Raw genomic sequence first — 26,306 nt, forward strand, 5'->3', positions numbered from 1 at the left:
AACGAAAGAATGTTTGCTTATACTTATTAATATGAATTTCATAATTCCTTCAGTAATAAAAGGAAAACAACGTCAGAAATATCATTTTTATTCTCTTATTCAAAAGGTTAAGAAGTGAAAATAAAAAAAATTCAAGAAATTGACTATCAATATGGGCAAGAAGAAAGTCTCAAAAAACTTCTTTATCGCTCAAAAGAGCCCATCGTATTAAAAATTGAATCTTTTAGTGAAAAATACAATTTAGATTATTTTGAAAAACTGCTGTGTGGAGAAATTGGGTATGATACTTACGAAAATAATCTTTGGAAGTCTTATCAATCCAACAATTATGAAACCGTAATAAAGCAAATGAAAAACAATATGGCCTATAGAATTTTTGGACTCATTCTCCCTAGACAACTTTCTGCTGAGATTGAAAATCATGTACCGCTTTGGCAAAAAATTCCACTGCGCCCAAGATACTTTAATAAGAAATTAAAAGTGGCTTATTTTCTCGGAGGTAAAGGTGCTCATACAGAGATACATTTTGACAGAGAACATTGTTGTATTCTGCACTTATGTTTAAGTGGAAAAAAGCAATTCTTATTATTTACCGAAGATCAAAACAAATATATTTATAAACTACCCTATATTGGTGATAGCTTAATTGAATTTGGCTACCCATGGGATGCGCTATGTCATCAATTTCCGCGATTAAATCAAGCGGAGGGATATAATATCATTCTTGAACCTGGAGACATGCTATTCTTGCCGAAGAATTGTTGGCACTATACAACCTATCTTGAAGCTTCAGCAGCAGCTAGTTATGTGTTCTATCCTAATAAACTTCTTCAATTTTATGGATATTTTACAGGTTATTTCTTTATGGGGTATAAAGAAGCAAACGGTTTTAAAATTGCTGATTGGCCATTTTTTAAAAAATTTAGCGAGCGTTATGCAGTGGCAGAAGGAAAAAAAAAGTTTTTATTTAAACTAATTGAGGTAATTTCTTACGCATTTTTGTTACCTATAATAAGCATTATTACTAAAATTTCATTTCTCCTAAAACCACGCCGAACTTTTTATTAATTTTCAGCAAAACACTACTTGCATTTCTAACAACTCCTAATGGATATCGTTTATTTTTTTGCTGCCATATTCGCTAAAATATCTCCTAATTCCATGGGCATTGGGAAAATTATAGTTGAGTTATTATTGTTAGTCGCTATCTGAGACAAAGTTTGTAAATAACGTAATTGCATGGCCTGAGGTTGTTGTGCTAAAACTTGCGCTGCTTGTAATAATTTTGCTGAAGCTTGTAATTCACCTTCCGCATGAATCACTTTGGCCCTTCTTTCACGTTCTGCCTCAGCTTGTCGAGCAATCGCTCTTATCATACTTTCATCCAAATCTACTCGTTTAATTTCAACATTTGAAACTTTGATTCCCCAATTGTCTGCTTGAGCATCTATTATTTTTTGAACATTACTATTTAATCGTTCCCGTTCAGAGAGCATTTCGTCCAATTCATGCTGTCCCAGAACTGAACGCAAGGTAGTTTGTGCTAACTGACTGGTTGCCTCATAATAATTCGCCACCTGGATAATCGCATTTTCTGGTGTTACTACTCGAAAATATAAAACAGCATTTACCCTTACTGAAACATTATCTTTGGATATTACATCTTGGCTTGGCACATCCATCACTATGGTCCGTAAATCAACACGTACTACTTGTTGGATTATAGGAATAACAATAATCAATCCTGGACCTTTGACTCGCCAAAAACGTCCTAGCATAAATACAACACCACGCTCATATTCTCTAAAAACCTTAATTGCAGAGGCTAAGAACATAATAGCTAATACTAAAATAATTATGAAAAAGGGACCCATTTTACTCTCCTTGACTCTTCAAATCCTCTTCAACCTCCAGCACAAGACCCGATGCTTTGATTACTTTTATTGGCTTATTCGCTGCGATAAATTCTTGGGAACGAACACTCCAGATTTCTCCGCGAATAATCGCCTGCCCTTCTTGATCAATATCACCAAGTGCTCTGCCTTTGGCTCCCACCAAAACATCTAATCCATGTTTAACACTTTGGCGTCTTGCTTTTAAAGCGACACCTAATAGGACTATAAAAAGCAATATATTCACTAAAGCCATTGCCCATATCACAGACCAAGCTATTTGATACATTTCATTATGAGTATCAAATAGCATAATAGAACCGAGAACAAAAGCTATAGTACCACCACTGCCTAATGCCCCATACGCAGGCATAAATGCCTCTGCAATAATAAAGAATAGACCTAATATAATAAGGAAAAAGCCTGCATAATTAATTGGCAATAATTGCAGCGCATAGAGGGCAATGCATAAAGATATAGCGCCAATTACCCCTGGCAATACATGTCCTGGATTTACTAATTCAAAGAAAATACCATATATTCCAAGCAAAAGAAGAAGATATGCTAACGTTGGCACAGTAATCAATGATAAAAAGCGTGTACGCCAATCCGGATTAATAACTTCAATTTGGGGATTACTTGTATTTAATATTATTTTTTGACCATTCTGCATCACAGCTATGCCATTCAACTGCGATAACAAATCTTTTTCATCAGCTGCAATATAATTTATTACTCCTTCTTTTAAAGCTTCTGTTGAAGTTAATGTCGCTGCATTTAAAACTGCTTTTTGTGCAAAAACAGGATCTCGTCCTCTTAACTGTGCTAAAGTACGGATTGTTGCCAGTGCATCATTGGTCATTTTTTCTTTTCTTGTTGATTGTTTTTTTGCATCACTCTCATCTACAAATCCTAGTTCATTTAAACTCACAGGACTTGCTGCACCCAATTGTGTTCCAGGAGCCATAGCAGCTAATGTGCTGGCATAAAGTATATAAGTGCCTGCGCTTGCAGCTCGCGCACCTTTTGGACTTACATAAGTAACGATAGGCACTTTGGATGATAAAAATTTTTGTATTATAGTTCGCGTTGCTTCATCAAGCCCACCAGGGGTATCAAGAGTAATTAAAATCAGATCCGCATGCTGTGCATTATCAATAGTACGAACAATATAGTCTGCTGTAGCTGGTCCAATTGCTCCCTTAATATTTAATGCAACAATTCTTGCCGCATAAACAGCTGAACTATTAATAAATAAAATCAAGATGAGGATACTAAATCCTGATATCCTTATAACGGTTGGCATAGATATAGATCTTGGCATTGTGATTTTGCACACACGCTTATCCCTTTCAAAGACTCTATAAGTTAAAAGATAGCACAGATTGCTTGATTGTTAATCTTCTTATTTGAAATGGATTTTGGCTTAGCCAATTCTAGCGTGCAACGATCACCACTATAATTTGACCTAAAAAAGCAGTTGGGTCGGTAAAGAGCGAGTTCAGATGCTGAGCCTGAGTACTTTCTAGCACTCAGGCTGCTTATAAGATGTATGATATTTTATTAGAAGTAAACTCCAATTTGTGCTGATACGGTATCAGCAGTGCCACCTGTGCCTAAAGTAGGTGCATTTACAAGACCAGGAGGAGCTGCTCCATTTGCAAAGTCATTTGCGCTATAATCTATTTCGTGTCGGTATTCAATACTTTCTACAGTATCTTTCCAAATTGAAATGTTAAATACACCGATAAAACGATGTTGAGGCAAATTGAGCGCCAATGCATCTTTAGTCCATTGATAACCCACGCCAATAGATGAAGGTCTATTGAATGCTCTAAAGGTCATATCAATCTCTGTTTGCAATGCCTGTGGTTTTGCACCACGTCCGTTAAAACTTAAATCCTGTACCCTAAATGCCTGCGTTGTACCCACCCATTCTGCAGCGACATTGAAGCGGTCATATCCCATATTTCCATAAACATCTACGGCTTGAGTTTTTCGCACTGCTTCATTCCCGTTAAGTAAGGAACCAAAACCGCCAAAAGTACCTGGATTCGCTGCCGTGCTCTGCATTCCTGCTGCATCATCTATGGAGCTAATATAACTTGCTCCTACTTCACCTCTAATATCATTATGTGCAAAACTGTAACCTGCATTTGCACCGCCTACCCCAGCCCGTCCTAGTGTCGTATCGCTTCTATAAATATAGGTTGCCACAAATGGTCCTGAATCTCCTTGAGACTTGTACCCTAAAATGAAAGGTCTGGTTTTAGTTCGTGCTAGGTTTAACGTTAACGGAGCACTAATCATCGAACTGGAGTAACGTCCAAAAGGAACATACAATTGTCCCGCTGTAAAATAAAAAGGTGTTTTATCTAAGTTGCCAATGTTCACAAAACCCATATTCAGATTAAATGCTGAATTGTTGATCCTAGGACCAACATCTGGTGGATTTGAATCATAAGCAATTGCTATGTAAGCCTCAACGTTTTGGTTAAGCGCTGCCGCAACATCCACCTCGCTTGAACCAAGAGTCAAATCAACATTTGTTCCGCCCACATAATCACTGTTCATCATTCCCACAGGTTCTGCTTTACCACTGATTGCTATTATTGGTCGGTTCGGAATAGGGTATCCCATACTATGATAAGCTCTATATAATTTTCGACGTTGTTGCATTAAACGAATGTCGCGGTTGATACTTGAAATATTGACAATATAATCAGAACCATCAAATGCGGGACGATCCCCTAAGTATGGCGAGGCTACCACAGGAGTTCCAGCAATATAGGTAACTACCCGATTATCAGCTACTAAGGCTGTGGGATAAAAACCTATAGATTCTGGGTGTTCTTCAGGCGTATGAACCGAAATATTGGATGAATGATATTTGATCATCTCTTCTTTCTTACTACGGACATCTCTCTGTTTTTTGACAGGTTTTGACACTGCTTTGGTGGCTACTGGTTTTGCTACTTTGTTGCTTTGCTTCACTTTATGAGCAACTAGCTCCTTTTGTAAAGCATCTAATTGTGTTTGCAACAGTTGTGCTTGTTTTTGCAGCTGTGTTATCTGGCGTTGTAGTTGTTGATCATTTTCTGCATAGAGTGGTGATGATAAACAGATCAAAGCCAATAAAACTATTTTGAACTTCATTCGGTACTCCTGTTTATTATTTTTACTTCCACATCGGGAGGGGGAGAAATTATATCTTGGGAAATGGAAACTTCCTAGTCATTTTATTATAAATTTGCATAATTTTTGTTACTATAAATCAAAAAAAACCCATAATTTATGGGTTTTTATTTTGAATTCTGCCGCTACACAGAGTAGCGTAGTTGGGTTATGCATCACCAATGAGTTTTAGTCCGAAATAGGGACCAAAAACTCCATAGTCTACTGAACGAACAGGACCTATTAGGTTTGCGAATGGTTGCTCCTCGAGTACATGGAAATAATTAACTACTTGGTACCCTGCTTGGATATTTGCAATACCTATAGGAGTAGCATGAGCATAGTTCACTCCAAGTTTAGCTTCTAAACTAGGAACAATCCCTTTTTTACGGAAGAAAACTTGCTCAACAATAGCATCGAACGGCGCCATTACAAAACCAGCTTGATAACGATTTGTTCCGTATAGTATTGATCCTGCTCCGTTAGCAGTGATACTTAGTGAGTCCGTAATGTTGTATGCGTAGTCTAATCCAACAACAGGCCCAAATCCTTTATAATTAGTATTATTGAATTTGCTTAAAGGATTGCTGGCAAAAATAGGGGGTAAGGGGGGGATTTGTTGCGTTATATAATAGCTTGTAGCTGTTGATTGTATATTAGCATATTGCAAGCCTCCGTAGAAACGTAGCTTGTCTCTCATACTAAGATCCGTACGTTGTCCCATGACTATATTAACTTGATCGATTCTATTAAAACTTGTTAATTCAAATGGAGTAGGAATCGGTGGTAAGCCTATTGCTGGGACTGTAAGAATCCCTAAAAAACTGGTGGGGTCTATAGAACTACTGAAATGCATCCAATTAACAGTAATATCATTTCCAGTATTAAAATGATAAGAACCTTCTAAACGATACCCCCAATTCCATTCATTTTTTACTTCTTTATTTATGGGAAAGGTACCCGGCTCAAATGCTTTTTCACTACCATAAACCGATCTCAAATAGAGGGCTTGCGCACTAAAGTCCCAAAGTTTTGTTTCGCAAGGAACGGTAACATTGCCTGGGGTACAAACTGGGCCCATACTTCCGGCAGTAGCTACATTTGCTGCCAATCCAAACACAGCGATAGTTACTTTTTTAAACATGAATACTCCATTAGAAAAAAAAAGCCCATCATTAAGACGGGCTTTATAAGATCTTAATCAATTAAGAAATTAAACATTTCCAACATACTTCAGACCGAAGTAAGGACCTGCAGCAGCAAAATCAGTAGCTGTTACTGGTAATACAGTTGTATTTAATGCATGGATGTAGTCAAACCACATGTATCCAGCATCTAGACTTAAATCACCTTGTGCCATTGCATAAGTATAGCTAGCACCTAATTTAGCTTCTAGTTCAGGAACAACGGTTGTTCTGCTTCCGCTAATATTAAAGTCAAATACTTCGCCAGCACCGCTAGTGAAAACGTCAAAGTTGTAGCCGTGCTTCGCAGTACCTACTAATACTGCAGCAGCTGCTTTAGCATAAATTCCGAAACCGTTACCGAATACGTAATTCATATCGATACCAGTACGTGGACCAAAGCCGTTGTATTGAGTATTTCCATTAAAGCGAGCAAGGAAATCATCTGGATCAGCATCTACATCAGTAGCAAACGCATGAACACTTCTCTTAATGCTTGCAAATTGGAAGCCGCCATGGAAACGGATTTTCTTGTTGGCACTCACATCAACAAACTGGCCAAATTCACCGTTAACTGCATCCCATCTGTTTTTGTTACCAAAACCAATTAGTATGTCGTCTAAGCCCGGTATACCTGGAGTAAATGTGCTGTTATTCCAGTTTGTATCTAAATGATACCAAGTTAGAGTAATATCATTTCCAGTATTGAAATGATAAGAACCTTCGATTTGGAAACCCCAGTTCCATTGAGCATCTACATCAGTATGAAGAAAACCGCCAACGACAGGAGGAGTAGTATCTATACCCAAGTCCAAAGTAACGTCATTATCAGTCATTGTTTGTAATACTAAAGCTTGTCCACCAACGTTCCATCCATCATTTGGACAAGGAACAGTCACATTACCTGGAGTACAAACTGGTCCCATGGTACCTGCAAACAGTGTACTGCTGCCTAAAGCCAAAATTGCCAAAGTTGTTTTCTTTAAACTTAACATGCTTATGTCTCCGCATAAATTATTATTGTCTTTCTATATTCATTGATAACTCTCTACTAGGAGTTGTCATTAGCATGCCTTCGTCGCTTCAGGTCGATGCATGCAACAGTGTTGAGTATTAGCAGTGGAATGGAATAAGTCAAGAAAAATTATTAAAAAAAAATAATATTTTTCAAGTAGATATGCATTTTTTGCCCATCGCATATTTTTTTTGAGCACAATGAAAAATTTTAATATTTTAGCGCGCGATTAATTATTAATCAGCGCAAATGAGGATGATACTATCATTCTGTCAACATAATTAAAAAGAAGTTTTTACATTATGCTAAAAATTTTATAAGTTGACTTTTATAAATACTCTTTATGCGAGCCATTTTGAGAATATATTTCACTCAAGATGTGCTAAATATGGCTTTTTGATGCGTAGTATAGAAGATTCAGATATTAATTCGTGTTATCCTTACTTATCGGCAAAATGATGAGATCTTTATGATACAAACGTTACGCATTAATCGCCCTGACGATTGGCACGTCCATCTTAGGGATAATGAACTATTACAACATACAGTAATAGGCAGTGCTCAGCATTTTGCTCGTGCATTAATTATGCCAAATCTTAAACCAGCACTTACCTCTCTATCCTTAATTAACGATTACAGAACCAGGATTCTTGCGGCCTTACCTAAAGAAAGCGCTTTTGAGCCTTATATGACTTTTTATTTGAATGATTCTGTAAGTGCCGAAGACTTAAATCAAGCGGCAAATATACCCTATATTTTAGGAGCAAAGCTATACCCAGCTGGCGCTACAACGAATTCTGAAGCTGGAGCAAAATCTCTTCCCGCTCTTTATCCTCTTTTTGAAGTATTACAAAGCAATAATCTAGTACTGCAAATTCATGGCGAAGTGACTCATAGTGATATATTTGAGCGAGAATCTTTATTTATCGATGAATATTTAAAGCCTATAGTCAGTAACTTCCCTAAGCTGAGAATTGTATTTGAACATATCTCTACACGCATCGCTGTAGAATATGTGATGCAAGCCCCGAAAACGGTTTCGGCAACCATTACCCCACATCATTTATTGTACAATCGTAATAAATTACTTGTGGGAGGACTTAGGCCACATTACTATTGCTTGCCTATTTTAAAACATGAAAAGGATCAAAAGGCATTACAAAATGCTGTATGCAGTGGCAACCCTAAATTTTTTGCTGGAACAGATAGTGCGCCACACACTGTAAGCACGAAAGAGAACGCTTGTGGATGTGCCGGAATTTATTCTGCTCCATTTGCTTTGGCTTTATATGCGCAAGTGTTTGATGAATTAAACCAATTAAGACAATTAAACCATTTTTTAAGTCACTTTGGCGCCGAATTTTATCAATTGCCTATTAATCAGCAACAAATCGAACTAATTAAGTCACCCCAAATAATCCCCGATTATTTACCCTTAGGTTTGAGTCAAGTTGTTCCCATAGCAGCTGGAGAAACGATTCAATGGACTATCTATGAATCATAGTCCTTTATTTGGCACACACATAAAGCAACGATTTCGTGGTTTTTTGCCTGTAGTTGTTGATGTTGAAACTGCCGGTGTTGAGCCCCAGAAAAATGCACTGCTAGAGATGTGCATCGTGCTTATTCTTATGGATAAAGAAGGTACTTTTTATCGAGGAGAAAGCTATTTTGAGCATATTTTGCCTTTCCCTGGTTCCGAACTAGACCCCAAGTCACTTGAATTTAATCAAATTGATCCCTTTCAACCATTACGCTTTGCAATAGATGAAAAAAAGGCCTTAGAAAATTTATTTCAACCGATTTTTACTGCACTCAAAACGTTTCAATGCCAACGGGCTGTTTTAGTCGGCCACAATGCATGGTTTGATTTATTATTTATAAAAGAAGCCATAAAAAGAACGGGGGTTAAATCTCCATTTCATGCATTCACTTGCTTTGATACAGCAACATTAGGCGGTTTTATTTTCGGACAAACCGTATTAGCCAAAGCAGCGCAGGCAGCCGGAATTCCTTTTGATGCTCAAGAGGCTCATTCAGCAATTTATGATGCAGAAAAGACTGCAGATCTATTTTGCCACATGGCAAACATGTGGCGGTTGAGATAGGAGAATATGTATCCAGATTGGATAAAGCATAATCCGAGCTATGCGCCTTATAATGAGTCAGAATGCTCTGATAAGTATGCGGCAACTCCTTCTGTAGAAGCGGTCATGCCTGCCTTCCCTTTTTGCCAACCCGCAGGACAAACTTCACCGTTTTCCTCAAAGTGCTGTACGGCATCAATGATTCTTAGAATTTCATCTATGTTACGGCCAATGGGTAAATCATTGACGATTTGCGAGCGAACGATACCATTAGTATCAATAATAAATGCGCCACGGAAAGCAACACCTGCTGCAGGATGCTCTACACCATAAGACTGACAAATACTATGAGTTATGTCTGCAGCCATGGTATATCGAACAGAACCAATACCACCTTTGTTCACTGGGGTATTTCTGTATGCATTATGAGTAAAGTGTGAATCAATAGAAACAGAAACCACTTCAACATTACGGCTTTTAAAATCATCGATGCGATGATCTAAAGCAATCAACTCAGAAGGACATACAAAGGTAAAATCCAAAGGATAAAAAAACACGAGACCATACTTACCTTTTAAATGCTCGTGTAAATTAAATTTATCCATAATTTCACCATTTGGCAAAATAGCAGCGACAGTAAAATCAGGAGCTTTTCTTCCCACTAATACACTCATTCTATGATCTCCATTAATTGTAATTATGTATGTTTCTTCATGGATTGTAGACAATTCTATTCTCTTGACAAGTGGAACGATTGGTTACGCTCCAACACTTATTTATACATGTAAGCCGTTACACTCTAAAATCACATCATGGCCAATCTAACGAATTGTCAACAGACTCTTTTTATGCAGCGATTGCATCACGCAGCATGGTTTCTAATTCACCTTGTTGAAACAACTCAGCAATAATGTCTGAGCCACCAATTAACTCTCCTTTGATGTAAAGCTGTGGAAAGGTAGGCCAATCAGAAAACTGAGGTAACGTTTGGCGAATATCTGGATTAGTAAGCACATCTACATAAGCGAAATCAACACCACATGCCTCAATACATTGAACTGCGCGCGCAGAAAACCCGCATTGTGGTATCTTCGGTGTACCTTTCATATAAAGCAAAATAGCGTTTTCTGTTATTTGCTTTTTAATTTTTTCTAAAGTATCCACTCACACACCCTATAAGTAATAAGTTTAATAACAGTCATTATTGCGAAAACCTGTCAAGCTCGCAATCAATAATTTTTTGGCACAATAGCTTAACAGATCTTTGGTTAAAAGCCAACCAATGCTCCATTTGATCTAATAATAACCAAAAATAAAAGTATAGCCTACTTACAGTAAACCTTGGAGTGATACAAAAGCTTTTTTCTTAATTAGGGGCAATCTTCATTGAATATCACCGTCTACCTGCTAAACTTAGCGCAAAACAATAATTAGGAGATTAGGATGACCATTACACTGCCTGAATTACCCTACGCAAAAAATGCGTTAGAGCCTCATATTTCTAGTGAAACTCTGGAATACCATTATGGCAAACATCACCAAGCCTATGTGACTAACTTAAATAAACTAATTCCTGGTACTGAATTTGAATCCATGAAATTAGAAGAAATTATCAAAAAATCAAAAGGAGGAATATTTAATAACGCAGCACAAATTTGGAATCATACATTTTATTGGCATTGCCTAAGTCCAAACGGTGGTGGTAAACCCCAAGGCAAGCTCGCTGAAACTATTAATAAATATTTTGGATCTTTTGATTCATTTAAAGAACAATTTACACAAACAGCAATCACAACTTTTGGCTCAGGTTGGGCATGGCTTGTTCAAGACAGTACAGGTGAGTTAAAAATAATCAGCACCAGCAATGCAGGCACACCGATGACCGAGGGATTAACCGCTCTATTGACTTGCGATGTATGGGAACACGCTTATTATATTGATTACCGTAATGCTCGACCCGACTACGTTACTGCATTTTGGAATTTAGTGAACTGGGATTTTGTTACTGATAATATGAAGTAGGTATCCCTTTTTCACACTATAAAGCTTGTCCCTAGTAAAAAGAGGGATAAGCTGCACTTATATGGGATCCCGTTTTAAAATTGGAATCCCTCTTTTCATACAAACATACTCGCCCATAGAATTTTTCGTCTTCATATAGCGCAGAAAAGAAAGTTGTGGCTATAATGTGAGCCATCACTAGCTCTTCCATAAAAATAAGAGATAATCCTAGAAAAAGCAGTTGGGTCGGTAGCGAGTGAGCTAAAGGTGCTGAAGATGCTGTGTTTTTTAAATTTTTTTGGGAAATCAGCAGCCACCACTACAATGAATAAAAATTCAGCAGATTCAGTACTTTTAGCTCGCATAGATAGGACACAACCTCTTTTTCTCGGATATATTTGAAATGGAAATCCTTAAGTTTTTAAAGGAAAACATTATGGCTTTAATTACAAGTTACAATCCTATGCCAATAACGTTCACACATGGAGAAGGAGTTTGGTTGTATGATGAACAAGGAAAGGCCTATCTTGATGGTTTAAGCGGGATAGCAGTTTGTGGGTTAGGACATGCTCATCCTGATGTAACCAAAACGATACAACAACAAGCGGCTAAACTCATTCATACATCGAATACCTTTCATATTAAGCAACAAGAGTTACTCGCAGAAAAACTTACCACCATGACGGGCATGGAGCAGGTTTTTTTCGCCAATTCAGGTGCTGAAGTGAATGAAGCAGCCATCAAATTAACCCGTCTTTTTGGCCACAAAAAAGGGATTGAAACTCCATCCATCATTGTTATGGAAAAAGCTTTTCATGGTCGAACCATGGCGACATTGACTGCATCGGGAAGTCGTAAAGTACAAGCAGGATTTGAACCTTTAGTACCTGGATTCATCCGTGCCCCCTTTAATGACTTGGATGCTATTCATACGATTGCAGCAAACAGAGAAGATGTCGTCGCTGTAATGCTTGAACCGATTCAAGGTGAAGGTGGCATCCATGCAGCAGAAGAAAGTTATCTTCGCTCCTTGGCAAAACTTTGTGAGCAACATGACTGGATGCTTATATTTGATGAAATCCAAACTGGAAATGGCCGCACTGGAAAATTATTTACCTGTATGCATTATGATATTCAGCCCGACGTTATTACAACAGCCAAAGGTTTAGCTAATGGGGTTCCCATTGGCGCTTGTCTGATGAGTAAAAGAGCAAAGGATTTATTTAAGCCTGGAAATCATGGTTCAACATTTGGTGGCAACCCTTTAGCTTGTGCAACTGCTTTAACGGTATTAGAAGTCATTGAGCGCGATAAAATTTGTGAAAAAGTTACAAAAAATAGCGCGATATTAATGGAAACATTAATTAAAAATCTTGGCGAACATCCAAATGTTAAAGCAATTCGTGGTAAAGGCTATATAATAGGTATTGAAATGGATCGACCAGCCAGTGACATGCGTTTGCAAGGACTTGCTAATGGAATACTCTTTAACGTCACTGCGGATACTGTCGTTCGGCTCTTGCCACCATTGATTATTAATGAAGATGAGATTAATGAATTAGTTAATCGATTAACTTTGACAATTAATCAATTTACCCAATTATAAAAGAGCACAAAAAAATCACCATGCGCAAAATGAACACTATGGATACATTAATAAACGAAGTAGATAATGCTTTGCGCACCTTATTTCCACCCGCGCAACGTATAGGGATTCGTCATTCACCAGCAAAAAATCTCCCTGAAGCGGTACTGTCTCTTCAAGAGAAAAAACACATTGCAGGATTAATGCGAGTAAATCACGCCGGAGAAGTTTGTGCGCAAGCCCTTTATCAAGGTCAGGCCTTAACAGCGCAATTAACTCATATAAAAAAACAAATGAGCGACGCAGCTGCTGAGGAAATTGATCATTTAGCCTGGTGCGAAGAGCGATTAACTGAATTGGGATCGAAACCGAGTGTACTCAATCCGTTATGGTATAGTGGCTCCCTTGTATTAGGCGCTCTTGCTGGATTAGCTGGAGATAAAGTTAGTTTGGGGTTTGTGATGGAGACAGAACGGCAAGTCTCTGCCCATTTGCATCGACATTTACAAAAACTGCCAGCGCAAGATAAAAAATCACATTCCTTATTAACCAAAATGAAAGAAGATGAAGAGCAACATGCGACTTTGGCTATGGAGGCCGGAGCAATAGAACTACCCTACATTGTCAAATTGTTAATGCATATTGTATCTAAGTTAATGACTAAAAGTAGTTATTACATATAAAAAGGTCTGTTTGCAATTCGCTATCTTGAGTCAATGTACTTTGATTTTCGAGCACGAAGCCCAGCATACACGAAGTATGTAAGTAACGCAGAAAACCTTGGCTTTTTGGCCAAGAGAGTAAAATTGTCAACAGCCCCTAGTATTTTAAGGAATTGCTTTAGTATGGACTCAACCATTTTATTTACACTCTTTGTGATCATGGTTGCCTATATTTTCGATTTCATTAATGGCTTCCATGATGCAGCAAATTCTATTGCTACAATTGTCACTACTCGAGTTTTGACTCCCAAGCAAGCCGTAATATGGGCCGCATTTTTCAATTTCATTGCTTTTTTAGTGTTTAATCTCACTGTAGCAAAAACTATTGGTAACGACTTAATCGATTCTGGCATTGTTGATGCACATTTTATTTTAGCCACATTAATCGGCGCTATATTCTGGAACCTCATCACCTGGTATTATGGAATTCCATCAAGTTCTTCTCATGCGCTTATTGGTGGGTTAGCGGGTGCTGCAATAGCGAAGGGAGGTTTTTCATCGCTTAAAATGACTGGTTTTGCGAAAGTCATAGGTGGGATTTTTGTTTCACCCGCTCTTGGTTTATTTATTGCATTACTTATTACCTATTTTTTTTATAAGTGCTCGAAAAACTCAAAACAAACTCATTTCAAGCTCTTTAAAGGGTTTCAATTGTGCTCTTCTGCTTTACTTAGCCTAACACATGGAAGTAATGATGGACAAAAAACTATGGGAATCATCTCTATACTACTCTTTTCAGCAGATTGGATAGACGGGCCTTTTTATGTTCCATATTGGGTGGTTATTTCATGTCAAGCAGCAATAAGTCTCGGAACCCTTGCAGGAGGATGGCGCATTGTACATACAATGGGAACCAAAATAACAAAACTCGATACCGTAAAGGGTTGTGCCGCCGAAACTGGAGCTGCAATTTCACTTTTTATTGCAACACAATCCGGTATCCCTGTTTCTACTACTTATACTGTAACGGGGGCGATTGCTGGAGTTGGATTAACTAATGGGATTGCAGGATCACATTGGCATGTCATCAGAAGAATTTTCTTTTCATGGCTCATTACAATTCCTGCCGCAGCAATCATTTCTGCAGCATTGGTATTAAGCAATATTTAAGCAAGCTTCAAAAAATAAATTCTTTTTTGCAAATAAGGCTTCTCTTTGTTTAACTAGAAGGGTTAGCTATTACGGCAAATTGGTGTGGGTTTTGCTAATCACGTGATTTTCTTCGTTCATTTTTATATCATTTAATGATGCTTTAATACCTCGACATCGGTCTTTATTTTCTTTTGATGCTCGTGCTTCACTAAAAAAACAAGATCCCGTTGCTACTTTCTTGACAAGAGGGCCGATTAACGATAGACATAACAAAACATTCTTTACAAGATGTGCGTTACTGCTATTTTCCTCAAGTTTTTTCAAGCTACCCGAAATACTTTGTATCATACTACTAATGATTTTTCCTCCATCACCGCCTTTAAGATAATCCTGAATCCCGTTTTTAAGTGTTATTTCGATTTCTCTCATTTCTTTTGCACCTGCTTTTTTTCCATTGTCAGCAGCATCGTGTAATGAAGAAAGTTGCTTGATAAGCGGTTCAATGGCATCTACACGTGCCGAGAAAGAATATTTATCTGGAAAGACCTCTGAGATACGCTTTAATTTTTTTATGTCGATAGGAGGCTTCTCAAATACATATTTTATCTCATAATTACGTATCTTAAGAAGCACTTCTGCTTCTGTGTTACCCTTGATTATATTCTCCATCTGGGATAGTTGCTCATCATTTAAACAAAAATTCCCTTTACAATCAGACAATAATGACTCATAAAGTGTCGCGAATATTTTCGGTTTACAGTTCACAATAGCCAAATTTAATAATTCTTTTTTGAATTCGATGTCGAGATAAGGGTGTGATTCTGAGTGTTCTATTATGCGCTCATCCACGAGATACTCACCGTTATCTAGCTGTTCTCGGCTAATTGATTTTTCTTGTCTTGTTTCTATATAAGATTCTTTTATCAAATTGGATAAATTATCATCATCATCTTTATCTTCATCTTCAAGCATCACACGGGCTCGACGCTTCAACGTCATTTCCGTTCTAAGGTCATACATGGTAATTACCTCACCAAAACTAAAAAATATATTAATCAACTAATTTCATAATACCAAATAGCGATTTAGAGAATATTAAGGGTATACGACATAAATTCATGGCTTATTCCTTTGGGAATGGGTGTAGAAAAAATTAAAGAATAGCCGTTAAATTACAGCCTGGTGCATTGGTGATAAGATCCCGTAGGTCAGCATGCCCCAATCGTTTCCGACAACCACCTTGGTGAAGCATTGGACCTTCCCTCAACGCTAAGAATATAGCGTAAGTCTGTTGGCTGTTCCATTACTCCCCTAGGCCAAAATCTAGACTCTGGTTTTCTTTTTTGCTAATGCACTGTTTTTATACGCAAACGAAAAATAAACGACTAAACCAATAGCCATCCAAATGACAAAACGCATTATTGTGAGCAAAGGCAAATTTATCATAAGATAAAAACAACTGATCATTCCTAAAATGGGTACATAGGGCATACCTGGAGTTTTAAAGGGTCTGTGCAGCTCTGGTTTTTTATAATGCAAATACAAAACACCGGCACATACCATTAAAAAAGCAAATAAAGTACCTACATTCACCAGTTCAGTGAGATCATGCATCGAAATAAATGCAGCAAATAAACTCATAAAAATACCACTTAATATAATAATGCGAACAGGAGTATGCGTATATGAATTGGTTTGTGAGAAAATCTTAGGTAATAATCCATCCCGGGACATGGCTAACATAATACGAGTTAATCCATAAAACAAAACCAGCATTACGGTAGTCAACCCGGCTATCGCTCCCACACTAATAAGACTTGCAATTGATTTATACCCCAAAACTAATAAGGCATGACTAATTGGTGATGCAACATTAAGCGTGCTGTAATGTGCGATCCCCGTCAACAAAGTGGCAACAATCATATATATAATGGTACAAATAAATAACGATCCTATTATTCCAATCGGCAAATCACGTTGAGGGTTGATCGCTTCTTCGGCAGCTGTAGATACTGCATCAAATCCAATATAAGCAAAAAATATTAAGGATGCCCCCTTCACGACTCCTTCCCAACCAAAAGGGAAAAAAGGCGACCAATTTGAAGGCTCGACCTCTCCAATAGCAATCACAATAAAAATCAAAATAACTAAAAGCTTAGTCATTACCATAATGTTATTAACTCGGGCACTGGATTTAACCCCCCAAGTTAATAATACCATCAAGACAATAATTATAATGCATGCTAGCAGATTGAAAAAACCTCCATCTTCGGGTCCATGTAAAAGTACTTTGGGGATATGTAGTTTTAAAATCAAGAAAAAATCATTAGCATAACTACTCCATCCCACGGACACGGCTGAAACGGAAATAGTATATTCAAACAATAAGTCCCAGCCAACAATCCAGGCAACAATCTCTCCAAAGCCAGCATAAGCATACCCATACGCACTACCACATCCACCAAGCGAAGCAGCCAATTCAGCATAAGATAATGCGGAGAAAACACAAGCAAATCCAGCTAATATATATGAAAAAATTACTGCAGGACCAGCATCTACTGCAGCAACTATTCCGGTTAAAACAAAAATACCGGCACCAATTATAGCGCCAATGCCTAAAAAAATGAGATCAAATGCAGTAAGACACTTAATAAGAGAGGATCCTTCTTCAAATGATTCACCAATCTCTTTTTTACGAAACAAGTCCATGTTAGTATGCTCTTATTTTTAATAGTTAAACTTAATAAGCAAGAACGCTGCAAATCAATATGAGGTAAATTCGCTCAAATTAAATTTGACATTATTTCCTCTAGGTTATAAATAAATGAATCCATTGGCTGTACGTAATTTCATTATAGGATTATTAATTGTATTTTCTTTAAATACATTTTGTAACCCTTCTACGATTTCTAATTCTTCGTCTCATAGTATAGGCAAGAACTCAAACATTAATACAATCAAAATAACTACGAATAGTAAAGCCCCAAAAAAAACTGAGTTGGCCGCTGAAGAACCAAAGGGATGTAAATATTGGCTTCCTTTATTCAAACCTCTTTGTCATCGACTACATCAGGTATGGACAGAAGGGCATACCGACCTTTATTTTTCAGGCTATGCTTGGCATAACCGCTTTACTTACTCTGCAGAGCGACTGCAAGAAAAAAAATACAACGAGCTCGCCTGGGGCGGCGGATTAGGCAAGGGCTTTTTCGATGAAAAAGGAAATTGGCATGGTCTTTATGCCATCGCATTCCTTGACTCTCATCGTAATGTTGAACCTACTGCGGGATATGCATATTTGAAAGTAGCAAATGTCACTAAAGAGTTTAAGGCAGGTTTAGGCTTTTCTGTACTGGTTACTGCTCGTCCTGACATCTTTCATAATATCCCTTTTCCAGGGATAGTGCCCTGGGCTGGAATGTTTTATAAAAAACTTTCACTCAAAGCCGCTTATATTCCTGGCTCTTCAACAAATGGAAATGTACTGTATCTGGTAGGAACATATTCTTTTGATAAATAGTTGTAGCGAACTTCAAAAACGAACCTTTATCACTGCCCTGTCTAAAGGATTTGTCATTTTCGCAAAAACGGAAATCCATTCCTATTTGAGCGTCTTTAATATCTCCCTGATTTTTTTAAAAAAATGTGCTATGTTTTAAATACATCAATCAGTTCTATCATTAAAATGAAATCATTTATCGAACAAGCTCAATTTTATGCTGCCTATCACCAAAATATCAAAACACGTTACACTCATTTGGCAGGTGTCCCAATTCTCATTTTGGCTGCAATGATTTTCTTAGGTTTTATAAAAATAATTATGCCCGGTATTTTTGCGACGAATCTTGCATTTTTCGCCACTGTGGGAGCCTTAGTTTATTATTTTCGTTTGCATTGGCAATTGGCTTTAGCGCTTACACCAATTCTGTTTATTCTGTTATTGATTGCAAATTGGTTTAGCCAAGATGGACCAACACCTTTTGGCGTTTGGTTTTTTATTATCTTTTTTATCATAGGGTTAGGATTGCAATTTTATGGCCATTATTTGGGAGGTAAAAGACCTGCCTTTATGGATAATTGTAACCAAGCACTGATCGCACCTTTATGTCTGGTTGCGGAACTCTTTTTTATGGCAGGATATATGCAGTCTTTAAAAGATCAAATATATGGCCCTGAAGAAAAAGAAGTTTAGCTTCATATTTAGTTAAGCGATCACAGAAGCTTGGCTGAACTCTAACATGGCCATTTCCCTGATAGGAGCTTTTACATAGAGCACAACCCCGTAGGTTTTCGACAAGGCGCAAATGGAGTTTACATAAAGTAAATGACCGCCGAGTGAGTTTGCAACGCAGTATAAAACTCTTAGTGGGTGGTGCTATATATTACATCTTGATGAACTTTATGGATGGATCAACAACTAATAGTGTTGAAAATAGACGTTCAAAGATAAACGGAAAATAAGGAGCGTTTATCCTTTCGTCAGCACGTTTTTTTAATATTATATTTCTTAAATAAAGAGGGCTTTCATATAAAATGTAATAGTAAATTGGCAAAGTGAATGCCATATATTTCGCCCAAAATGATTCATTTCCTACCCAATAATTACAGTAAGCCGTGTTATTTACATCATTTTGAATGGAGAACAGATCAATATTGTATTTGAGTTGAATTAAGATATTTTGCGTTAATTCAGTGATTTTAGCATGATGAAGATCTCCTTGCTTCCACACACTATGATGAATAGCTTCTTGTGGAAAAGGATTAACAAAATAAACATCATACCCAGGATTACTTTTGATAAAATCAAAAAACCGCTCGCCGCTTAATCCCGTTTTTCTTTTAAACTTCCAGGATACAGCCCCTACAAGGCCATATTGTTTATGAAGAGATGCATCGAAAATCTTTTTAAATACGCCATATTCACAAAGTATCGGTGCAAGTGAATCTGAATTATCATAAGGAATAAATTGTTCTTCCAAGAAATATTGTTGTTTCTTTTTATAAAAAATTTGATGTATAGCAATAGAAGATTCACCGTTAAAACGATCATCATGCAATCGAGAATTTTTGAACCTATGAAAATTAGGCACAAGAGAAAGATCATAGCCATATTTCATTACTTGAAGTTGCCACCCTCGATTATCTACTGTTAATGGAAATCGATCATGGATAACCGAAACCTTTAAAAAGGGGAACCCATCATCTAATAATGTTCGCCAATGGAATAAAGTTGGATCATACATGGTTCTTGAAGGAAACAATACTTCACAACGCAAGCCCTCTTTTTCTAAGCAACAGGTAAGCTGAGTTTCATAATTTGCAATTGCTTTGTCCTTGTTTTTGTAAGGTACTATGTTACGAACAAATTTTTGAAAAATTTGCGAGGATAGTGCTTGTGTTTTCAGCACTAAAAAGTAGCTTTGAAAATGTCGTGGGGAACGATACTCGTTAAAATTGTCAGTCAATCCAATAAAATCAGCTGATGACTGACGAATTTGCTCGATCAGTTTTTTAAACAAGTCATTATTTGTTGGACCAATGATGCTGTCATTCAACAAATAAAGTGTTTTTGCATTATAAAGTTGTGGGTATTCATAAAAAATATGAGCCCAAGCTGCAAAATCAAAACCAGAGTTTTGTCGAACAAATACCCCATTAGTTTCTTGGATAATATCAGCGTTAATGTCGATATTCGATTGATTCGCAGCAACAATTAAAATGATGGCTATTTTTTGTTTTTTTAAAGAACGGAGATAATGTTGAACATGGGGTTTGATTACACCCTGAGGAGCAAAGGTAACAAAAAGCGCTATTTCATCACTATAAGTAAACGACTTCAGGCAAATAAGGCGCGCCTTTTTTACCTTAGATTTTAACAAGAAGTTCATGATCCATTTTACAGCGCATTTATGGCCTGTCCTAGAATGATAAATGATTTCATTGTATTTTAGTAGTTTTGAACTCTCTGTTCACGCAAATTGAGGCTTCATAATTTTAAAACAGTGATGAATTTTTTGATTTCGTTTAAAATCTTGATCAATAGTTTGGGCACTAATATCCTGTATTGAGTATTTTTCCTTAAGCGTGGGATCTAATTTAAATTGACGTAAATTGGTTGAAAAATACAAAACACCATCAGGATTTAACAACCGCATTGCTGCATTCACCAATGAAACATGATCTCTTTGAATATCTAAAGTATCTATCATTCGCTTTGAATTTGAAAAACTGGGTGGATCTAAAAAGATTACATCAAAACGCTCTCGAGTAACCCTCATCCACTCACGACAATCAAATTGCACAAACTGATGCTTCGATAAGTCCAGATGATTTAACTTAAAATTTTCCTCAGCCCAACGTAAATAAGTATGAGACAGATCCACATTAGTTGTTAAAGCTCCTGCCAAAGCCGCATGGACACTAGCACTTGCTGTATAACAAAAGCAATTCAGAAAACGGGTTCCGGGTTTCAATTTAGCGAAATTTAAGCGGAGTAACCTATGGTCTAAAAATAAACCCGTATCTAAGTAATCATATAAATTAACCAATAACTTAGCTTGTCCCTCAGTAACAACCATGGTTTTTCGACTATGATTTAGTTTTTGATATTGTGCACTCCCCTTTTGCTGTTTACGCTGTTTGACTACCAATTTTTCAGGAGTCAATCCTAACGCTTTGGGAACAACCTGCATGACGTCCAAGCTGCGTTTTTCTGCTTTAGATAGAGACACACTGGCAGGAGCTGCATATTCTTGTAATACCACATAATCATTATAAACATCGATGGCATAGGCATACTCTGGCAGATCAGCATCATAGACTCGATAACAAGAAATATTATTTTTTTTAGCCCACTTTTGTAAATGGCGATAATTCTTTTCAAGACGATTTAAAAGCATTTGTGCATGTTCAGAAACAACATTGCTCATAGCTCCTTTAAGCTCATTAGCAACATTTATATTCAGATAATAAAGTTTACATTCTAAGGCACCATTATAGAGAGTATATTGCTTATGAGCACGTAATCCTAAAGCCTTTGCCAACATAGGAGTAGACGTCAATACTGCAGCCTGCCATCCTTGATAGCGTTCATGTAATATTTTACCAAACTGCTGGTATAAAGGGACAAGATGGGACACATCGCCTAATCGCTCCCCGTAAGGTGGATTGCATACGACGATACCCATTTTCGCCGTAGGACCAATCTCCTTCAACGTTTGTGCTTTAAAATGTACCAATGGAGCGACTCCAGCACGTTCCGCATTCGTACGTGCCGCAGCAATCATTTTATGATCGACATCCGTACCCATTAACGTTGTGGGCAAAATTTTAACTTGTTGCAGCGCATCTACACGTAATTTTTCCCATAATGAAGATTGATGTTGTACCCAATATTGTAAGGATTGATCCTGACGCAATAAACCCGGAGCAATATGTGCTGCCATCATTGCCGCCTCAATCACTAAAGTTCCAGAACCACAAAAAGGATCATGCAATGTGTACCCTTTAGCCGCTAACTCTGGCCATTTGACTCGCATAAGTAGCGCCGCGGCAATATTCTCTTTCAAAGGAGCAGTACCAGCCTTACTACGATACCCCCTTTGATGCAAACTATATCCAGTTAAATCAAAACTTACAGTAATTACATCATTTTTTAAGTGAGCATGAATAAGAATTTGTGGTTTTTCTTTATCTACAGATGGGCGTGAGCGATTAAGTCGTCGAAAATGATCCACTATCCCATCTTTGACTACTTGCGCCCCAAACATTGTATTACGTATATGTTCTGATGTACCATGAAATTCAATGGCTATGGTCTTATCTTGCGAAAATACCGTCTGCCAATGAAATTGAGTACACAGCTGGTGCAAAGACTGCTCATTTCCTGCATATCCACTAAAAAGAATCAGTTGCACTCTGTTTGCTATTCTGGACCAAAGACATAATTTATATACAGTCAGTAAAGTGGCTTCACCATAAACTCCTTGTGGACTTACACGAGTAACCGATAAGCCTAAAGTTTTTAATTCTTCCTCTAATAAATATTCAAGTCCTTTTGGACAGCTTATGAATAAAGAGTATTTCATGCTATAGATGTCCTCAAATAGCGAAAAAGCGCCTTCCCAGCACCTAAATTCTTTTCTTTTTGTTGTTCATCCACTGCTTTTTTAATAAGCTGTCTTAAGTGCTGAACATCCTCAGGATGATAAGCTTCAATAAATTCAGTTAATGCCTCTTTGCCTTCATTGATTAAACGATCACGCCAATGCTCAACCTCATGAAATGATGCCGTTACAGCACTATCCTCTTCAAGCATACGCTCATAAGTAGACAGGATTTCTTCATAATCAGCGGCACGCATCAATTTACCAATTAACTGCGCTTGCCTTCTTTTAGCTCCATGGCTTTTTATGGACTTTGCATCAATAATTGCTTTATAGAGATTTTCAGGAAGAGGAAGTAAATCCAGTTTAGGGACACTCAAATCAATAAACTTTACACCCATTTTTTGTAAAAAATCGGCTTCTCGTTTTCTCTGTGATTTACTAACAGGTTCATCCATAGTATTTGTTTTTTATCTAAAATTTACATAATCATACTATATACTTCGCATGACACCAAATGACGCTCAAAATATAGGCACTATTCAGCCGCTACGAACGAAATAGGGGCTGGCATTTGTGCGAGCTCTTTGCGTGAACGAGAGCGTAAATACGTATGCCCCACTGCTAAAAAGTTATAGATCAAGATGAATAATAAAAGGTCTTGCAACCAAGCAATAGTTAATTGCATAAAAATAGAAATAGTAATAAAGACGCCAATACAGCCTGAAAAGCTTAAAATCATGGTTTTTTTTAAGGGAATCTTATCATGTTTCAAAAATACTAAAGTAGTTAACGGTTGTTGCATAGCTCCAGCAGTAGTCATAATTGGAAAAGCTACTACTGGTGAAATATTCATTAAAAATAAAACACATTGCACCAAAACAAATAATCCTATTCCCACCGATGTAAGAGCCCCACAGACAACCATTGCCCCAAAGCCGACAATTAATTTCCATGAATGGAGTTCCGTTAACTCACCGCACACAGGTAATAAACGAAACTTATGGGAGATTAAGAGCATGATAATTACTGCAAAACAACAAACCATTGTCAAACGGATTGCCTGTTTACTTAGATGACTCACTACAATACCGCCCACTAAACCACCAACACAAGTTCCAGCGATTAATGTTAAAAGAGTTGTTAAATCTACATCGATTAGGCTCATAAAAAATAAGGACTCGATAGCTCCTGGAATGACTTGAGCTCCATTATTTACTGCGGGCATTTCATCATCACGGAAAGTGCCCATGATTTTCGCCAATGCAACATTGACAGCAAAACTACCAATACCTAAGGTATCTGCCACAAACGCAACAATACCACTTACACCTAATTTTAAATATTGATATATTGATAAAGGCTCGGAAGGTTGTCGAATAAGCTTTAAAAGCATCACGGCTCCGCAAAGCAAACTTAATAAAAGTATGCTAAACGTGATAAAAAAAATAACCATCCGGCTCCCAACTTAGATAAGATAAGATCAAATACAAATTAAAATCTGGTAATTATATACCAATTATAGTGTTCGGCAAACAACATATAGACCAAAAAACAAACTCTATGAATTGGTCAAAGGCAAAAAAACCGAAGCAAGCACCTAATTCGCTCATAAATAAAATGATACTGAAGATAAACTCAGCCTCACTGCCCTTGACTTAAGGAAAACACGGCTTGTCCGCGGTACAATGGCATGATGAAACAAGCTCATATACTGGGGCCGCTAACTAGTCGAGGGACGTAGACCGAGAAAAATACCGTAAAATGCATCGCATTTATACGGAATATTCTTTAGTTTACTTAGATCTTACAACTGATGATATTCACACCTACCTGACCAAAAACAGTTTTGACCCTTTCTCGATCCACATCCAAATCTTTTGCAGCATAAAGTACGCCACAAGCGCCATTAACAAAATTTGTAGTAGGTGTCCAATATTTACTATTCGCCGTTATCATAACCTCATAAGCTCTTTTAATACCAATATCCTTAGATAATAGATAAAATGCCTTATTAAATACGCCACTTGCCGTATGAACAATAAAGTTTTGTCTTTCTTGAGGATTTGCAATACGTGATTTCGCAAAAGCAAGCAATTCCGGATAACTAATCGCGCAATAAGCACCATGACTTTGTGCTAATTTTTTATCCAAACAATCAGCGGAGCTACCATCTGAAGATGGGAAGTCCATAAACCGCAAGGCTTTACCAAATGAATCTCTAACGATGGTCTCACCGATACCCCAGGTTACAGCATCTGCTTGCAAATAAAGTTTATTATAAAGCTGAGGAAATTTTTCTAATAGATAAGCGCGCGCTGCTTGGCCAGCCATGTCAGATAAAGATTCATTAAGAGCTCCAGATTGATCATGATATTCTAAACCTGAATGCTGCTCGGTAAAACCATGCGTTACTTCATGGCCGGCTACGTCAAGAGAAACTAAAGGATAGAAATCTCGCCCATCACCGAAAGACATAAATTGTCCATCCCAAAAAGCATTATCATAATTCTGGCCAAAATGAACACGCATGACGAGTTGCATTGGCGTTCCATCAGCATTCTGTAATGCATTAACACCATACCAATCTCGATACATATCCACAATGATATGTCCAAAATAATAAGCATCATTGGATGGCGAATAGGCACCATTGATGTTTTCTTCTGTATTATTATTGCATAAATATTGAAAAGGAGTCGCTATAAGATCACTCCAATCCCAAGCCGAAGCAAGATTCACCAGCTTTACCTTTGCTGTATCCATAATACATTGACTGCCATCTTGCTTCACTTCCAAAAAAGGGAGTCCATCTTTGCCGTACCAATATTCATGTACTTTTTCGTTACCGCCTGGCCCAGAATCCATATAATTTTTTATATTATTCCATTGCTTTGTGATTTCACCACTTTGTGCGTCTACGATAAAAAATGGCCAAGCAGGTTTGTTATCATTTTGTATCGTCTTAAATGAAACCTGATATACTAACTTGAGTTCATTATTTGGCGCTGTCCTAATTTGTAATTCACTGAGCTCTTCGCCCGTAGGCATTTGTATATTAAAACTAAACCAAGATTTTTTTGCGATATCAATTGCTTGCTGAGGATTAAGTGCGGGCTGGGTATTCAAATGGATGTCATCAAGCAAATGCCCATTTACCTGTGCATTTTCGATCATGATTTGTGCACCAATCACTGGGATTCCTTGATACATTTGTTGATAACGCGTAATGATTTGTGCATGTTCTTGGGTTCGGCTTATTTGCTGTAATGTATTTTGCTTCTCTATTGATGATCCAGCCTTATATGCCACTTTTGTTATTGGATGTTTGAGAAAAAATTGATTTAAACTGCTTAATGGTGTCTTGTACAAATCTAACTCTTTAACGGCACATGCATCATATGACATCAAAACAAATGTAATCCCTATAATTTTTTTCAACATAAAAC

General features: G+C 37.3%; 23 protein-coding genes. 9 read left to right on the top strand and 14 right to left on the bottom strand.

All coding sequences use genetic code 11. The features are described from left to right. Positions 1 to 114 precede the first annotated feature (114 nt). On the top strand, positions 115 to 1,068 hold the full coding sequence (locus Lgra_RS05845; protein WP_058498332.1) for a cupin-like domain-containing protein: 954 nt from the start codon (positions 115 to 117) through the stop codon (positions 1,066 to 1,068). Positions 1,069 to 1,118: 50 nt separating this feature from the next. Here Lgra_RS05845 and Lgra_RS05850 read toward each other — a convergent pair whose 3' ends face one another. The 5 genes from Lgra_RS05850 to Lgra_RS05870 form a co-directional block, all read right to left on the bottom strand. Beyond that, positions 1,119 to 1,874 carry a slipin family protein gene (locus Lgra_RS05850; protein ID WP_058498333.1) on the bottom strand — a complete coding sequence of 252 codons (756 nt, stop codon included), beginning with the start codon at positions 1,872 to 1,874 and terminating at the stop codon, positions 1,119 to 1,121. A gap of 1 nt (position 1,875) precedes the next feature. Further along, complete coding sequence (locus Lgra_RS05855) at positions 1,876 to 3,198, bottom strand: NfeD family protein (RefSeq protein ID WP_058498334.1); 1,323 nt, start codon at positions 3,196 to 3,198, stop codon at positions 1,876 to 1,878. Positions 3,199 to 3,455: 257 nt separating this feature from the next. Then, the gene (locus Lgra_RS05860; RefSeq protein WP_058498335.1) at positions 3,456 to 5,048 is read right to left on the bottom strand and encodes an LbtU family siderophore porin; all 1,593 of its coding nucleotides are present in this window, start codon (positions 5,046 to 5,048) and stop codon (positions 3,456 to 3,458) included. A gap of 187 nt (positions 5,049 to 5,235) precedes the next feature. Next, positions 5,236 to 6,210, bottom strand: a complete 975-nt coding sequence (locus Lgra_RS05865; RefSeq protein WP_058498336.1) for an Lpg1974 family pore-forming outer membrane protein — start codon at positions 6,208 to 6,210, stop codon at positions 5,236 to 5,238. 69 nt (positions 6,211 to 6,279) lie between these two features. Further along, positions 6,280 to 7,245 (bottom strand): Lpg1974 family pore-forming outer membrane protein, encoded by a 966-nt coding sequence (locus tag Lgra_RS05870; RefSeq protein ID WP_058498337.1) that lies wholly within the window; start codon positions 7,243 to 7,245, stop codon positions 6,280 to 6,282. 492 nt (positions 7,246 to 7,737) lie between these two features. Between Lgra_RS05870 and pyrC the strand changes: the two genes are divergently transcribed. Both pyrC and rnt read left to right on the top strand, forming a co-directional pair. Next, positions 7,738 to 8,769, top strand: coding sequence for a dihydroorotase (pyrC, locus tag Lgra_RS05875; protein ID WP_172468406.1), 1,032 nt, complete (start codon positions 7,738 to 7,740; stop codon positions 8,767 to 8,769). Beyond that, positions 8,759 to 9,373, top strand: coding sequence for a ribonuclease T (rnt, locus tag Lgra_RS05880; RefSeq protein WP_058498339.1), 615 nt, complete (start codon positions 8,759 to 8,761; stop codon positions 9,371 to 9,373). The genes pyrC and rnt overlap by 11 nt, the downstream gene beginning before the upstream one ends. 47 nt (positions 9,374 to 9,420) lie before the next feature. On the opposite strand, the gene Lgra_RS05885 is transcribed toward rnt, so the two are convergent. Both Lgra_RS05885 and grxD read right to left on the bottom strand, forming a co-directional pair. Next, the gene (locus Lgra_RS05885) at positions 9,421 to 10,026 is read right to left on the bottom strand and encodes a peroxiredoxin (protein ID WP_058498340.1); all 606 of its coding nucleotides are present in this window, start codon (positions 10,024 to 10,026) and stop codon (positions 9,421 to 9,423) included. A gap of 172 nt (positions 10,027 to 10,198) precedes the next feature. Beyond that, positions 10,199 to 10,516 carry a Grx4 family monothiol glutaredoxin gene (gene grxD, locus Lgra_RS05890; protein ID WP_058498341.1) on the bottom strand — a complete coding sequence of 106 codons (318 nt, stop codon included), beginning with the start codon at positions 10,514 to 10,516 and terminating at the stop codon, positions 10,199 to 10,201. Positions 10,517 to 10,795: 279 nt separating this feature from the next. Here grxD and sodB point away from each other — a divergent pair, with 279 nt between their 5' ends. The 4 genes from sodB (at position 10,796) to Lgra_RS05910 (ending at position 14,770) form a co-directional block, all read left to right on the top strand. Beyond that, positions 10,796 to 11,374: a superoxide dismutase [Fe] gene (gene sodB, locus Lgra_RS05895; RefSeq protein ID WP_058498342.1), complete on the top strand. Its 579-nt coding sequence runs from the start codon at positions 10,796 to 10,798 to the stop codon at positions 11,372 to 11,374. A 415-nt stretch (positions 11,375 to 11,789) separates the two neighbouring features. Continuing rightward, positions 11,790 to 12,959, top strand: a complete 1,170-nt coding sequence (locus tag Lgra_RS05900) for an aspartate aminotransferase family protein (RefSeq protein WP_058498343.1) — start codon at positions 11,790 to 11,792, stop codon at positions 12,957 to 12,959. A 29-nt stretch (positions 12,960 to 12,988) separates the two neighbouring features. Beyond that, positions 12,989 to 13,621: a 2-polyprenyl-3-methyl-6-methoxy-1,4-benzoquinone monooxygenase gene (coq7, locus tag Lgra_RS05905; protein WP_425324448.1), complete on the top strand. Its 633-nt coding sequence runs from the start codon at positions 12,989 to 12,991 to the stop codon at positions 13,619 to 13,621. A 162-nt stretch (positions 13,622 to 13,783) separates the two neighbouring features. Next, a complete protein-coding gene (locus Lgra_RS05910; RefSeq protein ID WP_058498345.1) occupies positions 13,784 to 14,770 on the top strand; it encodes an inorganic phosphate transporter in 987 nt (328 codons plus the stop codon). Between the two features lie 69 nt (positions 14,771 to 14,839). Here the strand turns inward: Lgra_RS05910 and Lgra_RS05915 are convergent, their stop codons facing one another. Beyond that, complete coding sequence (locus Lgra_RS05915; protein ID WP_058498346.1) at positions 14,840 to 15,772, bottom strand: hypothetical protein; 933 nt, start codon at positions 15,770 to 15,772, stop codon at positions 14,840 to 14,842. Positions 15,773 to 16,075: 303 nt separating this feature from the next. Next, complete coding sequence (locus tag Lgra_RS05920) at positions 16,076 to 17,461, bottom strand: amino acid permease (RefSeq protein ID WP_058498347.1); 1,386 nt, start codon at positions 17,459 to 17,461, stop codon at positions 16,076 to 16,078. Between the two features lie 115 nt (positions 17,462 to 17,576). Between Lgra_RS05920 and pagP the strand changes: the two genes are divergently transcribed. Both pagP and Lgra_RS05930 read left to right on the top strand, forming a co-directional pair. After that, positions 17,577 to 18,272, top strand: coding sequence for a lipid IV(A) palmitoyltransferase PagP (pagP, locus tag Lgra_RS05925; RefSeq protein ID WP_058498348.1), 696 nt, complete (start codon positions 17,577 to 17,579; stop codon positions 18,270 to 18,272). Between the two features lie 165 nt (positions 18,273 to 18,437). After that, positions 18,438 to 18,944: an Mpo1 family 2-hydroxy fatty acid dioxygenase gene (locus tag Lgra_RS05930; protein WP_058498710.1), complete on the top strand. Its 507-nt coding sequence runs from the start codon at positions 18,438 to 18,440 to the stop codon at positions 18,942 to 18,944. A gap of 190 nt (positions 18,945 to 19,134) precedes the next feature. Here the strand turns inward: Lgra_RS05930 and Lgra_RS05935 are convergent, their stop codons facing one another. The 5 genes from Lgra_RS05935 to Lgra_RS05955 form a co-directional block, all read right to left on the bottom strand. After that, positions 19,135 to 20,640 (bottom strand): rhamnan synthesis F family protein, encoded by a 1,506-nt coding sequence (locus tag Lgra_RS05935; protein ID WP_083502862.1) that lies wholly within the window; start codon positions 20,638 to 20,640, stop codon positions 19,135 to 19,137. 81 nt (positions 20,641 to 20,721) lie between these two features. Then, positions 20,722 to 22,839: a bifunctional 23S rRNA (guanine(2069)-N(7))-methyltransferase RlmK/23S rRNA (guanine(2445)-N(2))-methyltransferase RlmL gene (gene rlmKL, locus Lgra_RS05940; protein ID WP_058498350.1), complete on the bottom strand. Its 2,118-nt coding sequence runs from the start codon at positions 22,837 to 22,839 to the stop codon at positions 20,722 to 20,724. Next, positions 22,836 to 23,315, bottom strand: a complete 480-nt coding sequence (yjgA, locus tag Lgra_RS05945; protein WP_058498351.1) for a ribosome biogenesis factor YjgA — start codon at positions 23,313 to 23,315, stop codon at positions 22,836 to 22,838. Before yjgA ends, rlmKL begins: the two co-directional genes overlap by 4 nt. Before the next feature lie 80 nt (positions 23,316 to 23,395). Beyond that, the gene (locus Lgra_RS05950) at positions 23,396 to 24,313 is read right to left on the bottom strand and encodes a TSUP family transporter (RefSeq protein ID WP_058498352.1); all 918 of its coding nucleotides are present in this window, start codon (positions 24,311 to 24,313) and stop codon (positions 23,396 to 23,398) included. Positions 24,314 to 24,657: 344 nt separating this feature from the next. After that, positions 24,658 to 26,301: a M4 family metallopeptidase gene (locus Lgra_RS05955; protein WP_058498353.1), complete on the bottom strand. Its 1,644-nt coding sequence runs from the start codon at positions 26,299 to 26,301 to the stop codon at positions 24,658 to 24,660. Between the last annotated feature and the right edge of the window lie 5 nt (positions 26,302 to 26,306).

The organism is Legionella gratiana (assembly GCF_001467695.1).
Taxonomy (GTDB): domain Bacteria; phylum Pseudomonadota; class Gammaproteobacteria; order Legionellales; family Legionellaceae; genus Legionella; species Legionella gratiana.